10 protein-coding genes are annotated in these 16,808 nt (G+C 61.2%); 5 read left to right on the plus strand and 5 right to left on the minus strand.

Annotated features, from left to right (window positions below; translation table 11 throughout):
- Positions 1 to 232: 232 nt before the first annotated feature.
- From C1N84_RS17995 to bcsE, 5 genes are all read right to left on the minus strand, one after another.
- Positions 233 to 1,513, minus strand: coding sequence for a dicarboxylate/amino acid:cation symporter (locus C1N84_RS17995; RefSeq protein ID WP_031279619.1), 1,281 nt, complete (start codon positions 1,511 to 1,513; stop codon positions 233 to 235).
- 232 nt (positions 1,514 to 1,745) lie between these two features.
- Positions 1,746 to 3,758 (minus strand): biofilm formation regulator HmsP, encoded by a 2,013-nt coding sequence (gene hmsP / locus C1N84_RS18000; RefSeq protein ID WP_021507002.1) that lies wholly within the window; start codon positions 3,756 to 3,758, stop codon positions 1,746 to 1,748.
- Positions 3,759 to 3,962: 204 nt separating this feature from the next.
- Positions 3,963 to 5,600 (minus strand): cellulose biosynthesis protein BcsG, encoded by a 1,638-nt coding sequence (bcsG, locus tag C1N84_RS18005; protein ID WP_264441793.1) that lies wholly within the window; start codon positions 5,598 to 5,600, stop codon positions 3,963 to 3,965.
- Positions 5,593 to 5,781, minus strand: a complete 189-nt coding sequence (bcsF, locus tag C1N84_RS18010; RefSeq protein ID WP_010617915.1) for a cellulose biosynthesis protein BcsF — start codon at positions 5,779 to 5,781, stop codon at positions 5,593 to 5,595. The genes bcsG and bcsF overlap by 8 nt, the downstream gene beginning before the upstream one ends.
- Positions 5,778 to 7,322: a cellulose biosynthesis protein BcsE gene (bcsE, locus tag C1N84_RS18015; protein WP_211727036.1), complete on the minus strand. Its 1,545-nt coding sequence runs from the start codon at positions 7,320 to 7,322 to the stop codon at positions 5,778 to 5,780. The genes bcsF and bcsE overlap by 4 nt, the downstream gene beginning before the upstream one ends.
- 198 nt (positions 7,323 to 7,520) lie before the next feature.
- Here bcsE and bcsR point away from each other — a divergent pair, with 198 nt between their 5' ends.
- The 5 genes from bcsR to bcsC are packed head-to-tail and all read left to right on the plus strand — an operon-like array spanning position 7,521 to position 16,744.
- Positions 7,521 to 7,715: a cellulose biosynthesis protein BcsR gene (bcsR, locus tag C1N84_RS18020; protein ID WP_021507005.1), complete on the plus strand. Its 195-nt coding sequence runs from the start codon at positions 7,521 to 7,523 to the stop codon at positions 7,713 to 7,715.
- Positions 7,715 to 8,446, plus strand: a complete 732-nt coding sequence (gene bcsQ / locus C1N84_RS18025; protein ID WP_264441794.1) for a cellulose biosynthesis protein BcsQ — start codon at positions 7,715 to 7,717, stop codon at positions 8,444 to 8,446. Before bcsR ends, bcsQ begins: the two co-directional genes overlap by 1 nt.
- Positions 8,443 to 11,058 carry a UDP-forming cellulose synthase catalytic subunit gene (gene bcsA, locus C1N84_RS18030; RefSeq protein ID WP_264441795.1) on the plus strand — a complete coding sequence of 872 codons (2,616 nt, stop codon included), beginning with the start codon at positions 8,443 to 8,445 and terminating at the stop codon, positions 11,056 to 11,058. Before bcsQ ends, bcsA begins: the two co-directional genes overlap by 4 nt.
- Positions 11,059 to 11,073: 15 nt before the next feature.
- Positions 11,074 to 13,371: a cellulose biosynthesis cyclic di-GMP-binding regulatory protein BcsB gene (gene bcsB / locus C1N84_RS18035; protein ID WP_394541686.1), complete on the plus strand. Its 2,298-nt coding sequence runs from the start codon at positions 11,074 to 11,076 to the stop codon at positions 13,369 to 13,371.
- Positions 13,364 to 16,744, plus strand: coding sequence for a cellulose synthase complex outer membrane protein BcsC (gene bcsC / locus C1N84_RS18040; protein WP_264441797.1), 3,381 nt, complete (start codon positions 13,364 to 13,366; stop codon positions 16,742 to 16,744). Before bcsB ends, bcsC begins: the two co-directional genes overlap by 8 nt.
- Positions 16,745 to 16,808 lie beyond the last annotated feature (64 nt).

Genomic DNA, 16,808 nt, shown 5'->3' on the forward strand with positions numbered 1-16,808 from the left:
ACTCAAACAGATAAACGCTCGTGCGCGCCATAGGCGGCCGCTTTTCAGCGAACCACGGCGGCAGGCTGCCGCCACGTTTATTCAACGACAGACTCTTTGACCACAGGAAGGCCAGGATGTCGCGCGACGAGGAAAAAAATCGGGAAAAAAATCAATGGGGTTATTATGCAAATGCCCGCTGTCAGGGCAAGCGACAGCGGGCATTTCACGACAAATTAACGCAAATAGAGGATTACGCGCTGGTCTGTGAAGCGTTATTGACCTTTTTCGCTGAAGAAAGCGTCGCTTTCATCTGCGCTTCATCGAGCTGGCCGACCCACTTCGCCACCACCACAGTTGCCACACCGTTACCCACCAGGTTGGTGAGCGCACGGGCTTCCGACATGAAGCGGTCAATCCCGAGAATCAGCGCCAGACCGGCCACCGGCAGATGTCCCACCGCCGACAGCGTTGCCGCCAGCACGATAAAGCCACTGCCGGTCACCCCTGCCGCGCCTTTGGAGGAGAGCAGCAGCACCACTAACAGCGTGATCTGGTGGAAGACATCCATGTGGGCGTTGGTCGCCTGAGCGATAAACACCGCCGCCATGGTCAGGTAAATCGACGTGCCATCGAGGTTGAACGAGTAGCCAGTTGGAATCACCAGCCCGACCACCGATTTCTTACAGCCCAGCTTCTCCATCTTATCCAGCATGCGCGGCAGCGCCGACTCGGAAGAAGATGTACCCAGTACAATCAGCAGCTCTTCTTTGATGTAGGCAACAAACTTAAAGATGTTGAAGCCGGCCCAGCGGGCAATAATCCCCAGCACAATCACCACGAACAGTACGCAGGTGATGTAGAAGCAGATAATCAGCTGACCGAGCTGCACCAGCGATCCGACGCCATATTTACCGATGGTGAACGCCATGGCGCCGAACGCACCAATCGGCGCCAGACGCATGATCATGTTGATCACGCCAAAAATCACCTTCGAGAAGCTCTCGATGACGTTGAACATCACGGTGCCGGCGTTACCGAGGCGATGCAGCGCAAAGCCGAACAGGATAGCGAACAGCAGCACCTGCAGGATGTTACCGCTGGCGAAGGCACCGACCACGCTGTTCGGGATCACGTCCAGCAGGAAGGCTATCACGCCCTGCTGCTCAGCCTGCTGCGCGTAGACCGCAACCGCTTTGGCATCCAGCGTCGCCGGATCGACGTTCATTCCCGCGCCCGGCTGGATCACGTTGACCACCACCAGACCGATAATCAGCGCGATGGTGCTGACAATTTCGAAATAGAGCAGCGCTACTGCGCCGGTCCGTCCAACTGCTTTCATGCTCTCCATGCCGGCAATACCGGTCACCACCGTACAGAAAATCACGGGGGCGATGATCATCTTGATCAGCTTAACGAAGCCATCGCCAAGCGGCTTCATTTGCGCGCCTAACTCAGGGTAGTAGTGGCCTAACAGGACGCCGATGCCGATGGCAACCAGTACCTGAAAGTAGAGGCTTTTGAACAGTTTCATAACAGGTGTCCAGGTATAGACGGCATTCACCGCCATTGTTATGGAGAAACGCATGCGGCAAGCCGCCTGGAAGCGTATGACCTTACCGATGGCGAGGAAAATAACACTCTGTTAACAGGATTAGTATACCCTTACATTCCTTACAAAAGTTACAAAACTCTAACTATGAACTGAAACGCTTCAGCACCCCATAACGGTGCAATTCTGCAAGGAAAATCAATAAATAAGGTGATTATTCAGACGGTGACGAGCTGGCCAGCCAGCGCTGGTTAAACACCGATAACGGCAGGGCTTCAGCATATAAGTAGCCCTGCCCAATGGTAATTCCGCGCGCCAGCAGCCAGTCGCGCTGCTCGGCAGTTTCGACGCCTTCGGCTATCACGTCGAGGTGGATGATATCGGCAATCGCCGCCACGATGCGCACCATGGTGTCATCATCCGGCAGCGCGGCGACAAAACTGCGATCCATTTTTAGCTTATTAACCGGCAGCGCTTTGAACTGATGCAGGTAGTTGAGGTTGGAGTAGCCCATGCCGAAATCATCCAGCGCGACCGCCACCCCGGTTTGCTGCAGCGAGCGCAGCAGCGCCATCGCCTGTTCAGCATCGCCAATCTGCGCGGTTTCGGTGATCTCCAGCACGAAGTTACCCGGCGCAATGCGATGGCGCTCCAGCAGCCCCTGCAGGTGGCTCACCACGCTGGCATCGCGCAGCTGTACTGCGGAGATATTCACGCTAAGCGGAAGATTGATGCCGTGGCGCTGCCAGCCAGCGATAATGCGGCACGCCTCTTCAAATACCCAGCGGCCGAGCGCGGAGATGACGCCAATCTCTTCGGCACTGGCGATGAACTCTTCAGATAAACCATAGCTGCCGTCCGGCATTCGCATGCGCAGCAGCGCTTCTGCGCCGGCCAGCTCGCCGGTGGCCATATTGATTTGCGGCTGCAGATAGAGCGCAAACTGGCCATCCTGCAGGCCCTGCAGGATGTCGTGCTCCTGGGTTAAGCGCTTCTGCGCCCGCTCGGTCAGCGCCGGGTCAAAGAACAGAATCTGGTTTTTACCCTGATGGCGCGCCGACATCATCGCCGACGTGGCGCGCGCCAGCTGTTCGCCTGCGGACACGGTGTTGTCATCGTGCAGCGCCAGGCCAATGCTGGCGTTAGGGCGCAGCTGCAGCTGATACAGGTTCACCGGCTGGTTGATGCGTAGCATCAGGTTGCGCGCCAGCCGCATGGCGCGAAACGGGTTGTGCGCGCGCTTCATCAGTAGCGCAAAGTCACTCGGTCCGGTCTGTGCCAGCAGCGTATGGTCATCAATGGTACTGCGGATTTTTTCCACCAGCGTCAGCATCAGCGTATCGCGCTGCTCATCGCTCAGGACGCCATTGGCTTCCTGCAGGGTTTCGATGCGGATCACCATCAGCCCCCACGGCTGCTGGCTGTGGCGATGGCGGATGTGCTGATCAAGCAGCGCCAGAAACAGCGCGCGGTTGGGTAAATCGGTCACCGCGAAATGGGTGGTCAGCCGGCTCATCTCATCGTGAATCGACTCCAGCACCTGCTGATTGCGGTTGTAGCTGCGAATCAGCATGCCGATCTCATCGTCGCGATGATTGTGCGGCAGCGCCAGCTTATGAGTGAGAATGGCGGGCGGCGGCAGCTCCTGCAGCTCACGCGAAATATTACGCAGCGGATGCACGATCAGCCGGTTGATACACCAGCTGATCGCCACGGACAGAATCAGCGCCAGCAGCAGATAGGTGGTGATCATGGTGGACAGCGTGCTGAGCAGGAACTGATAAACGCGCGACGAATCAGCCTGCAGCACCAGATAGGCAATCGGCTTCGGCAGCCCGCTGCGCTCGACCGAATAGAGCGGCAGCGTAATCTGCACCGGCAGTTCGAACAGCCGGGCGACAAAGCGCGGCACCGGCTTCTCCGGCGCGAAGTCGGCGTGCAGCGCCTGGAAGGCGTTCGGCAGCACCACATCGGCGCGCGACAGAATGCCCGCCGGCTTAAGGGTATTCAGAATGCGTTCGGCCTGCGGGATATCGGCTTTGAGCACCGCTTCGGACAGCGGCTGACGCACGGTATGCGCGACGTTCTCCATCTGCTGGGCGTAATCCACCCTGCGCTGCTGCACAAAATGGAATAACTGGATGACGATAAAAATACAGATAGTGACCAGCGCCACGGCGGACACGGTGGCCATCTGCTTTATCGTTAACGAACGACTGACGCGCAACAAAACCTCTCCTGGCCGCCGGGGGCCGTGACAGTTGCCGGAATGCGCAGCAAGTATATCCCAGGTCAGCATTTTTTTGCGCCGGGATAAAGGCGAAAATCACGCAACTGCCCCGCTTTGCGCGCGGTTTCAGCATTTTGTCAGCCATTAGCGGCGCAGAGACAAAACGGTGCGCGCCAGCCCGCACCGTTTGCCGCTCAGGTTTTACTGCGGATAGGCTACCCAGTCGCCGCCGTTAAGGCGAATCCACGGTTTGCCCTGATACATCATCACCACGGCGTTATCATTTTCCGACACCACCGGCGTCTGCGGCAGGTTATCCGCCAGCACCGACATGTTGACGTTCGGTGCGTTAAACACCTGACCGTCCACCACCCGCGACACCAGCTCGGAAATCGCCAGCAGGCTGACAGGCGTATCGATGGTCAGCGGCTGGCCCTGATGCGGCGCTTTCATGCCCACAAATTTAATGCCAACCGGCACGTGGGTGATGCCCGGGCTCGGAATGTCGCGCAGCCCGGACATCTGCATTTTATCCCCCTGCAGTGCCGCACCGTGTTCCGGCACCACCAGCACCATCACCCGGCGTCCCGACTTCTCCAGATTGGTCAGGAAGGTATCGAGCTGGTCGAACAGCACCCGTGCGCGCGGCTGCCACTCGGCGGTACGGGTGCTGCCCAGCTCGCGCGTACCGTCGTGCAGCGGAATCAGGTTGTAGAAGGTGGCGCTGCGCGCATCGCTGCTTTTGCTGCGGTCATCAAGCCAGCGCTGCATCAGCTGCCCGTCGTTGTACACCGGCGAACCATCAAAAGACGTCAGCTCTGGCGCAATCCCGGCCTGCGACATCAGCGGCGCCTGCATGTTGCCGTCCTCGCGCAGCTCTTTCAGGTAGTTACCGAACACGCCGGTATGGTCCATCATCAGCTGCTGCTTAAAGCCAAGCTTCGCCAGATTATCAAACAGATAGCAGCGCTGGTCGGTGGCTTTATACAGGTTACTGTGTGAGGTCTGGCCGCAGCTGGCACGCAGCAGGCGAATACCGGCCGGACCGCTGTAGCCGGTGGCAGAGTTGTAGTTGTTCAGCACGATATCAAAGTGCTTCCACAGCGGATGGTCGCGCAGCTGCGCCACATCAATGTCCGACCACGCCAGCGAACAGATGTTGATCACCAGAATATCGAACGGCTGGGAATCGGCGGGCAGCGCATCCGGGAAGTGCGTGACGCGCTGGCGTTCGCTGTCGTAAAAGCGATTCAGCCACGCGGTGAGGTTGGCGCTGGTGGGCGGTGCGCTTTGATCGAGTCCCGCCGCGGCCGAGCTGGCGGCCGGTTTGTCGTTCAGCGCCACCGGCGGTGCGGCGGCTTTGCTGGGCAGCAGGCTGACCGCCGGGCCGGCGAGCGTCAGCACGTTCAGCCAGATCAGCGCCAGCGACACCAGCACGGTGACGCGAATCCACTGCGCCACGAACAGGTAAATCACCAGCAGCACAAAGGCCGCGCCGATCATCTCCCAGTTAATAAAGCGCTGCAGCAAATCCAGCAGATAGGCCGGCGAGAATCCCGCCACCTGGCTTCCCTGGCTGAGCAGCGAGTTCAGACCCGGCAGCCAGGTATCGTGCCAGAACAGCGCGAAGCCAATCGGCAGCGAAACCCACTGGCGCAGACGATACAGCCGCGCTGACGGCAGCGGAAACAGCAGCCACGCCAGAAACACCAGATTACTCAGTGCATGGAAGTTGAGATAGCCGTACCACAACAGACCAAATTTGATCAGAAAGTAAAAGTTCCAGCCGCCGAGGCCGCGCCAGCGCGCCGCGTGCAGCGTCGAAGGTGTGTTATCCATGTTTATCCGTTTTGGTCGATTGGCGTTGCCACTGCCCTTCCGATTTGAGGGCGCGGGCAGGTAACAGGCGCATCAGCAGGCTGGTGCTGCGCTGCGGCAGCCAGCGTCGCCACAGCGATTTCAGGAACAGCAAAATCAGTAACAGCAGGATCGCCACCTGCACACCATCCATCAGCGTCATACGTGCGGCTCCCCGAGGTCGATGATGATTGGCTGCGGCGTCTGAGGGCTGCGCGGCGCGGCCGCTGCCGGCGCGGCTGGTTGCGCAGCGGCCGGTACCCTGAGCGGTTCGAACTGCGCCACCGGCGTCAGCTGCCGCACTTTATTCACCTCCGACAAAATCTGATTGTCGGCAAACCACACCATGCGGTTGCTGAACAGCTCGTCGTGCGGCAGGGAAAATATCGATTTCAGGGCAATGTCCAGGTCGTTAAAGCGGCAGGAAGAGAGGAATAAATAGAGCCGATCGTCAACCAGCGTCACCAGGTCGCCAAAACGACGTGGTTTACACAGCGTCAGCACCTGCGGCGGCGACAGCTGCGGCACCGGGCGCAGCGCCACCATCAGCCCTTTGTCGTTTTCCGGCAGCAGCGTATTGTTCATCAACTGCTGTACCGCCGCACAGAAACGCTCCAGCGGCAAATAGCCTTTCTGCTGCAGCGGCTGTAGCGCCTGCACCAGCGCCGGCAGATCGGCCGGCACGTGGCGGGTAAACTGCTGGCCCTGCACGCCTTCCAGCGCGGTCAGCAAGCGCGACAGCGGCGCCGCCGTTGGGACAATGCTGTTAACGCCGCACGCCAGCAGCAAACGTTCATCACTGTAGCGCAGGCTGGTACCGAGTTCCCGCACCACGATTTTCAGCGCGTTGCCGCGCGATCGCCGCAAACCATGGACCATGCTCGCCAGAGTCGGCACATCCTGATTGTGGGCCAGGCTAAAGATGACCGTGGCGGCGTTAGCCTGCTGCCCGCGCGCATACACGCTCTCGTTATCGCTGAACAGTTGCCACTGCGCAGAAAGCGGCGGCGCCCCTTCCAGCACATCCTGCTGGGCCAGAAACTGGTTTTCATCATTGAGGCTCAGCGGCTGCGACGCGGCGGCTTCAGCCTGCGCAATAAACTGATTATCAATACAGTTCAGGCGGATAGCGCGGTCGGCCAGCAATTTATCGGCGGAATACCACCAGTTAATTCGATATTGCCAGCTATCCTGCTGAAATTCTAAATGGGCGACACCATCAAGCTGACGAAAATAACGCTGCAGATGATTTCGCAGGGGAATAATTGCGGTTCCGCAGGTGATCATTAGCAGCGTCATTTGTTTTTTTAACAGAACCCGGCGCAAGCCTTTTATCCACACGGTCAGTTCATCCGGGGATAATTTGTTCCACAGCGCCGCCTGACTATAAAACATGACCAGACCGCTACGTTTATTCATTACGCGCGCCATATCGCTGGCCAGATGTTGCAGGCTGGCTTTATTGGCAGGCAGCGAAAATAAGGGAATACGTGCCGGACCGCCGGGCGGATCGGGCGTTAACAGCGCCTGCGGGGGTTCATCCGCGCTCACCAGCGTGGCCGCCTTTTGCTGGCTAACCACCTGACGTAACAGCGTTCGTGCGTCTTCGGGCCGCTGGCAGGTTATCCAGTAAAATCCCGGCGACTGCAGGGCGATTAATTCCTGTTGTACCTGCTGCAGGCCAAGCGTATAAAGATTTTTCATATTAGCGTCGCGATCTGTACAATCCAGGCTAGTTTAATATAGACGGCAACGATTGGAACTGCTGAAATAAAAAAAGCTGCGCACGCGCCAGACTGTTTGACTTTGCCGGGTCAGAAATCGCTGGCTGCGGTTTTATACGCGACAAGAAAAATATCACCCCTCTTTATCCGTTGTCGTTTCTTTGGTGGCAAAAAAGTAATGAAAACTGAAAATGCTTTTTCACTGATCGCTGTCGGCAGCGAAGATCAGGATGATATTAACGCCCTGAGTGACGCCTTTTCACTGAAGGCGTTTCGCTATATTGATATTGCCCGTGAAGCGCGTCTGCAACAATTGCTGTCGCGCTGGCCGTTGTTGCAGGAATGCACGCAGGGACCGGAGTCACCACGCTAATGCCGGTTCTCGCCTTACAGGGGCTGCGCGGCGGGTGCGGCGCGACGGCACTCAGTGCCGCGCTGGGCTGGGCGCTAAACGCGCTGCAGCAGTCGGTGCTGCTTATCGACCTTTCGCCAGCCAACCAACTGGCGGCCCACTTTAATCTGCCGCTCGACACGCCGCACGGCTGGCTGCGTGCGCAGCTGGATAACCAGCCGTGGCAGCACAGCGCGCTGCGCTATCAGCCGGGGCTGGATTTCCTGCCGTCTGGCACGCTCACGCATCAGCAGACCTTATCCTTAAACGCAGCGACAGCCGAAATTGCACAACCGCTGCTTAAGGCTTTGCCGGCCCTGAAACAGCGCTATCAGTGGATTATTTTCGACCTTCCGGCGGATCTGCTGCCGTGGCAGCAGGCTTTCATCCCGGCCGCCGATCGGCTGCTTCAGCTGTTAACGCTGGATGCCAACTGCCAGCTGCGCCTGCACCGCGCGCACTTTTCGCCGCAGACGCTGTTTCTGATTAACCAGTTCAACGCCAATAGCCAGCTGCAGCAGGATCTGCATCAGCTGTGGCTGCGCTCGCTTAAGAAACTGATTCCACAGGTGATTCATCGCGATGAAGCGCTGGCAGAAGCGCTGATGATGAAACAGCCAGTGGGCGCCTGGCGTCCGCATGCGCTGGCCAGTGAAGAGATCAATACGCTGGCCAACTGGCTGCTGCTGCATGTTGCCGGAGGTGGCGCATGAATGCGCTGCGCTGGCTGCTGGTGCCGCAGGCCTCGCAGGCATTGCAGCAGCGCGCGCACCTGGCGCGTCAGCACGGTGCCGGGCGGTTAACGGTCGCGCTGCATCTTCTGTGGTGCGTGCTCGCCTGGTCGCTGCTGCGGCTGGAAACGCCGGCGTGGCGGCGCGTGCTGCAGCAGCGTCAGCGCTACTTCCCGCATATCTCTCCGCTGCGCCCGCGTTCGCTCGATATTGTGCGCTATGCACTCCAGAGCCTGTGGCTGCTTATCATGCTGCCGCTGGACGGCAGCGCGCGCAGCGAGCGTAAACGTTTTAACGCCTTTGGCTCGCTGTTCCGCTGGCGCCAGCAGCTGTATCAATGGCTGGCGCAGCTGCCGGCGCGGCTGGAGCACAGTGGCGTGCCGCAGCGCAGCGAACGCTGGCTGCAGCGTCTGCCACGGCGCGTGCGTCAGTTGCTGTTCATCGTGGTGGCGATCGCCGCCAGTCTGCTGGCGCTGCTGTGCATCTCGCAGCCGTTTGATATCACCACCCAGTTTGTGTTTGTGCTGCTGCTGTGGGCGCTGGCCATGCTGGTGCGCCGTATGCCGGGCCGGCTGGTGACCATCATGCTGATCGTGCTGTCGCTCACCATCTCCTGCCGCTATCTGTGGTGGCGCTATACGGAAACCCTTAACTGGGACGATCCGCTCAGCCTGACGTTTGGCCTGCTGCTGATTGGCGCGGAAACCTACGCGTGGACGGTACTGGTGCTGGGCTATTTCCAGACGCTGTGGCCGCTCAACCGCCAGCCGGTCTCTATGCCGCCGGAGATCGCCAGCTGGCCCAGCGTCGATATTCTGGTGCCGACCTACAACGAGCCGCTCAGCGTGGTCAAACCCACCATCTATGCTGCGCTGGGCATCGACTGGCCGCAGGATAAACTCAACATCTATATTCTTGATGACGGCACGCGCGAGGAGTTTCGCGAGTTTGCCGCCAGCGTGGGCGTCAATTACGTGGTGCGCCCCAGCCACGAACACGCCAAGGCCGGCAACATCAACCATGCGCTGAAAACCACCTGCCGCAGCGAATACGTGGCGATTTTTGACTGCGACCACGTGCCGACGCGCTCATTCCTGCAGCTCACCATGGGCTGGTTCCTGAAAGATCACCGGCTGGGCATGCTGCAGACACCGCACCACTTCTTCTCGCCAGACCCGTTTGAGCGCAACCTCGGCCGTTTCCGCCAGACGCCGAATGAAGGCTCGCTGTTTTACGGTCTGGTGCAGGATGGTAACGATACCTGGGATGCCGCCTTTTTCTGCGGCTCCTGCGCAGTGCTGCGCCGCAGCGCGCTGGATGAGATTGGCGGCATCGCGGTAGAGACCGTTACCGAAGATGCGCACACCTCGCTGCGACTGCACCGCCGTGGATACACCTCAGCCTACATCCGCATTCCACAGGCCGCCGGGCTGGCGACCGAAAGTCTGTCAGCGCATATTGGCCAGCGCATCCGCTGGGCGCGCGGCATGGTGCAGATCTTCCGTCTCGATAATCCGCTGTTTGGCAAAGGGCTGAAGCTGGTACAGCGGCTGTGTTACGCCAACGCCATGCTGCACTTTCTTGCCGGTATCCCCCGGCTGATCTTTCTGCTGGCGCCGCTGGCGTTTCTGCTGTGCCATGCCTACATCATCTATGCGCCCGCGCTGGCCATCGCCATCTACGTGCTGCCGCACATGGTGCATACCAGCCTGACCAACTCGCGCATCCAGGGGCGCTGGCGCCACTCGTTCTGGAGCGAGGTGTATGAAACCGTGCTCGCCTGGTACATCGCCCGCCCTACCACCGTCGCGCTGTTTAATCCGCACAAAGGCAAATTCAATGTGACCGCCAAAGGGGGCCTGGTAGAAGAGCGTCATCTCGACTGGGTGATCACCAAACCCTACATGCTGCTGGTGCTGCTGAACATTGCCGGTATCGGCATGGGCTTCTGGCGCATGGCACACGGCCCGGCCAATGAGCTGCTCACCATCTGGGTCAGTCTGGTGTGGGTGGTTTACAACATGATTATTCTCGGCGGCGCGGTGGCGGTGTCGGTGGAAGCGCGTCAAATCCGTGAAGCGCACCGCGTGGAGATCGCCATGCCGGCGGCGCTGGCACGCGCCGATGGTCATATGCTGCCGTGCACGCTGCGCGACTACTCTGACGGCGGCGTGGGCGTCGAACTGCGCGAGCCGGATGCACTGCGCGAGAACGAAAGCGTCTCGCTGCTGCTGCGGCGCGGACAGCAGGAGTTCAGCTTCCCGTGCCAGGTACAGCGCGTATTTGGCCGCCGCGCGGGTATCCGCCTGCACCAGCTCTCCACCCGCCAGCACATCGAATTCATTCAGTGCACCTTTGCGCGCGCCGATACCTGGGCGCTGTGGCAGGACGGTTTTCCGGAGGATAAACCGGTGCAGAGCCTGGCGGACATTATGCTGCTCGGCTTCAAAGGCTATTTGCGGCTGGCGGAGTATGGTCCGGCACCGCTGCGCCGCCTGTTCCGTGGCCTGACCGCCGGACTGCACTGGCTGGCAACGCTGTTGCCGCACAACGTCCGTCCGCGACCGGCAACGCTCAACACTGATTTTACCTAAGCTGATGATATGACCATGACGAGAAAACTGAGTTGGTTCACCGCCCTGCTGCTGGGCACGGCGTCTCTGGCGCAGGCGGCACTTCCGGCGGCGCTTCCTGCTGCACCGCCTGCGGCAACCTCTGCGCCGCTGTCCGACGTGAACCAACCGCTCGATGCCAGCGCCCCGCTGCGCGATAGCCAGCTGCTGTTTACCCAGGTGGCACCGCCGCCGGGTAGCATGACGCTGCGCGGCACCGTCCCCACCAGCCAGATTGAGTTCGGCGTGCGCAGCGACGAAGTGGTCACGCGCGCGCTGCTGACGCTCAACTACCGGCCTTCGCCGGCGCTGCTGCCGACGCAGTCGCAGCTCAAGGTGTATCTCAACGATGAACTGGTGGGACTGGTCACCGTCACCGCCGATCAGCTCGGCAAAGAGAACCAGACGCAGCTGGCGATCGACCCGCGCTACATTAGCGATTTTAACCGCATCCGCCTGGAACTGGTCGGCCACTACGCCAACGTGTGTGAAAATCCGGCCAACAGCACCATCTGGCTGGATATCGGTAAAGCGAGCAAACTGGACCTGACGCTGCAGAAGCTGCCGCTGAAAAACGATCTCTCCCATTTCCCGGAGCCATTCTTTGACGCGCGCGACAACCGGCCGCTGCAGCTGCCGATGGTCTTCAGCGGCCAGCCGGATGTGCAGCAACAGCGTGCGGCAGGCCTGCTGGCCTCGTGGTTCGGTAGCCAGGCGCAGTGGCGCGGCCAGTCCTTCCCGGTGCTGTATAACCAGCTGCCGGAAGGACAGCATGCGGTGGTGTTCGCCACTAACGATCGCCGGCCGGACTTCCTGCAAACGCTGCCGCCGGTGGACAAACCCACCGTGGAAATGGTCAGCCAGCCGGACAATCCCTATCAGAAGATGCTGCTGATTCTCGGCCGCGACGATAACGATCTGATCACCGCAGTAGAGGGCATTGCGCAGGGTGAACTGCTGCTGCGCGGCGAGCGCGCCACCATCGACAGCGTGAAACTGCTGGCCCCGCGCCAGCCGTACGATGCGCCAAACTGGGTACGCACCGATCGCCGCACCACCTTTGGTGAACTGACGCAGTATCAGAACCAGCTGCAGGCTGATGGCCTGCAACCCAACCCGATTAGCCTGACGCTCAACCTGCCGCCGGATCTGTTCCTGGTGCGCGCACGCGGCATTGATATGGACCTGATCTATCGCTACACCTCACCGGTGCAGCAGGACGGCTCACGGCTGGCGGTGCATCTCAATAACCAGTTCATGCAGGATTATCCGCTGACCAGTAAAGATGGCGCGGGCCAGCAGCTGATGCGCATTCCGCTGATGCAGGGCCTGCAGGACAACAGCCGTCAGCTGACCATTCCGGCACTGCGTCTCGGTGTGGTGAACCAGCTGCGCTTTGATTTTGACTACGCCAATACCTTTATCGGCGGCACTGCCGATGGCCGCTGTGAGACCGTCACCCCCGTCGCGCATCATGCGGTGATCGACGATCGCTCCAGCATCGATTTCTCCGGCTATCGTCACTACATCGAAATGCCCTCGCTCGGCGCGTTTGCCAGCGCTGGCTTCCCGTTCAGCCGCTTCGCCGATCTGGCGCAAACCCTGGTGCTGGTGCCGGCAAAACCGGAGAGCGGCGAAGTCAGTACGCTGCTTGACGCGCTGGGGGCGATCGGCGCCCAAACCGGCTATCCGGCACTGCGCGTGCAGATGAGCGATGACTGGCGCAACGCGAAAGACCACGATGCCGATCTGCTGCTGATCGGCAGCATTCCGCCGGATCTGCAGGCGGAGACGGCGATCAATCTGCTGGTGGATCGCACGCGCAGCACCCTCAACATGCCATCGCGCCCGGGCAGCGCGCCCAACGTGCCACTGTCAGCCAGCGAGCGCACCGCCGAAAGCCAGACCGGCATCAGTTCGCGCGGTCCGCTCGGCGCTCTGGTTGGCTTCCAGTCGCCGTTTCACGATCAGCGCAGCGTGGTCGCGCTGCTGGCTGACAGCCCGCGCGGCTGGGATTTGCTGAATGCAGCGCTGCGCGACAGCGGCAAACGCGCGGCGATGTTCGGTTCTGTCAGCATCGTCCGGGAGTCCGGCGTCAACAGCGTGCGCGTGGGCGATACCTACTTTGTCGGGCATCTGCCGTGGTGGGAGCGGCTGTGGAATCTGCTGGCCACCCATCCGGTATGGCTGGCCGTGTGTGCCGTGCTGGTGGTGATCCTGTTCGCCCTGATGGCCTGGCGCCTGATGCGCATGGTGAGCCGTCGTCGCCTGGCTGAGCTGGATGACGATGAATAAGTTACCGCTTGCGCTGCTGATCGCCAGTGCGCTGGCCGGCAGCGTGGCGGCCGCACCCGGTCCGCAGGTGGCACCGGTAGCGTGGCTGCTGATGCAGATTCGTACCGGCGAATCCACCAACAAATACGATTTGGTGCAGCAGTCGCTGTACCGGCTGGAAAAAATCGATCCGGATAACCCGCAGGTGCTGGCGGCGCGCATTCGTATGGCGCTGCGTCAGGGCGATCAGGCCAAAGCGCAGCAACTGTTCGATGCGCTGCAAAAGGCTGCGCCGGATGACGCCGCCACACGCGAATCTGCGGCAGGTTTGCGCCTGATGAGCCCCGAAGGACGTCAGCAGCTGCAGCAGGCGCGGCTGCTGGCCACCGCCGGACGGCTGTCGGAGGCCAAAGTAGCGTGGGATGCGCTGTTTCACGGCGTCTTTCCCGATGTAAACACCGAACTGGAGTACTGGCGACTGGTGGCGCGCCTGCCGGGCCAGCAGCCGCTCGCCTGGCGTCAGTTGCAGGCGCTGGAGCAGCGTTATCCGGGCAATATCGGCGTCGAGCTACAGCTGGCGCGCATGGCGTTTGATAATAATCAGCCGGATCAGGCGGTGACCCAGCTGCGTCAGCTGGCCAACCGCGACGGCGGCCGCGATGCCGCGTCTGAACTGTGGCTGCAGCAGATCCAGAACCAGCCGGTAAGCGAGCGCAGCGTTGCCAGCCTGCAGCAGTATCTGCAGGTGTTCACCAGCGGCGATGCGCAACAGCGCGGAGCGGATGAGCTGGCGCGTCAGCAAAAAATGCTGGCCGATCCGGCCTTCCGCCAGCGCATGCGCGGCCTGGCGCTGGTCGAAGCTGGCGGCGGCGCAGCGGCAATCGGCGCATTACAGGCGGCGCTGAAGGCCAATCCGGACGACGCCGAACTGCTCGGTGCCATGGGCCAGGCGCAGGCGCGTGCCGGTCACCGTGCCGCCGCCATCAGCTGGCTACAGAAAGCGATTCAGGCGGGCCAGGCCAGCACGCAAATCGGCAAGTGGCAGTCCCTGTTACAGACCAATCGTTACTGGCTGGCCATCGACAGCGGCGACACAGCGCTGAAGCAGGGGGATTTATCCGGCGCTGAACGGCAGTACCGCAGCGCGCAGGCCATCGACAGTAATGACAGCTGGGCGTTCATCGGCCTCGGTGATGTGGCGCAGGCGCGCAAAAACAGCGCGTTAGCCCGGCAGTACTGGCAGCAGGCGCTGCGCCTTGACCGCAGCAACGGCACGGCGCAGCAGCGCCTGAGCAATTTACGTATTGAGAGCCTGCTGGCCGACGCAGACACGCTGGCGCAGCAGCAGCAATGGCCGCAGGCGGTAGCGAAATACCGTGAGGCGGCTCAGGCGCGACCGGATGATGTCTGGCTGGCCTGGCGGCTGGCCAATGCGCTACGCAGCAGCGGTGACAACCAGGCAGGCGCGGCGGTAATGGCCGCGATGGTGCGCCAGCAGCCGCAGCAGCCAGCCGCGCTGTATGCCACGGCACTGTGGCAGTCATCCGGCGACGACAATGCCGCCGCGCTGGCCACGCTGCACCGTTTACCCACCGCCCGCTGGGACAGCAACATGCATGAACTGGCGGACCGCCTGGCGCAAAACCAGGCGTTCGGGCGTGCCGGGGAGCTACGCGCCCGCGGTGATGAAGCCGCCGCCATCCGCTTGCTGCAACAGCAGCCGGCCTCGTCGCGCCGCGATATTACGCTGGCCGACTGGGCGCTGGAGCGGGGCGATGCCACAACAGCGCTGGCCGGTTATCAGCAGGTGCTGCAGCAGGACGCCAGCAACAACGATGCCGCGCTCGGCCGCATCGAGGCGCTGCTGGCGCTGCAGCGCACCACCGAAGCGCGCGCAGCGCTGCACAGCCTGCCGGACAGCGTGGCGCAGCAGAGCCTGAACAGCGGCCGGCGCGTGGCACTCGCCTGGCAAAACAGCGGCGATCTCCTCAAAGCGCAGCAGCTGTTCAGCGCGCTGAAAACCCGCGCCGCTGCTGTCGCGCCGTCACAGGAAAAAGCGCTGGTGCTGCGTGATGCCGCGCGGCTGGAGAGACAGCAGCGCCAGCCCGCGCTGGCACAGCAGGATTACCGCGCGGCCATGGTCGCCAGCGGCATCACACCTGCGCTGCCAGACGATAACGCCCGCTATACCCGGCTGACGCGCACGCAGGCCCAGGACGACTGGCTGAAGCGCAGCATCCGCAGCGACGCCGCTGACCTGTATCGCCAGCAGGACACCACCGTGACGCTGGAACAGGACTACTCGCGCGATAAGGGCAACGGAGGCACCTCCGACTTTACCGCCCATACCACCATGCTGCAGGCGGAAACCCCGCTGGCCGATGGCCGCAGCTTTGTGCGCGTTGATCACGTACAGGTTTCTGCCGGAACATTTTCCACCACTGATGGCAGCCATAGTGAACAGTTCGGCAGCTGTAACGACGCCAACGCCGGGGGCTGCCGGCGCGATTTCACCCAGCGGGACGAAGGCACCGCGCTGGGCGTCGGCTGGCACAACGATCGCTGGTCAGCCGATATCGGCACCACGCCGCTCGGTTTTACCGTCACTAACTGGGTCGGCGGCGTAAGCTGGAAAACCGACATCGACGATCTCGGGGTGACTTTTACCGCTTCACGTCGCCCGATCTCCAGTTCGCTGCTGGCTTACGCCGGCGCGCGCGATCCGGCCACTAACGGCGGCAAAAACTGGGGCGGCGTCGTCGCGACCGGCGGCGGCATCGGCCTGAGCTACGATCGGGGCGGCGCGCACGGGGTGTGGGCCGATCTCAGCGCCCATCAAATCAGCGGTGAAAACGTGGCGGACAACAGCCGCGAACGGCTAATGGCAGGCTATTACTACAAGCTGATCAATAGCGACAACCAGCGCGCCACCATCGGCCTGAACAGTATGCTGTGGCACTATCAGAAAGATTTGAGCGACTACACCTTTGGCCAGGGCGGCTATTACAGCCCGCAGCGCTACTTCTCGCTGGCGGTGCCGCTGACCTGGCGTCAGCGCACGGAAAACTGGTCGTATGAACTCGGCGGTTCGGTGTCGTGGTCACAGTCAACCACCGACGCTCAGGCGCGCTACCCGGTGAATCCAGGCTTTACGCTGGCCAGCAATCCGTCATCGGACAGCAGTTCCGGACGCGGTTTCGGCTATACCGTGCAGGCGTTGATAGAACGGCGCATCACGCCGCACTGGTCGCTGGGTTTGGCCATGGACATTCAGCAGGCGAAAGATTACACCCCAAGCCACGGGCTGCTGTATGTGCGCTATTCAATGGCCGGCTGGAACGGCGATATGGATATGCCACCACAGCCACTGGAACCGTATGCGGATTTTAAATAAGCACACGGGAATGAAAAGGTCGCCATAAATGGCGACCCTACAAGATAGTTGCGTGTTTTTTTCA

This window comes from Pantoea sp. SGAir0418 (assembly GCF_043529865.1).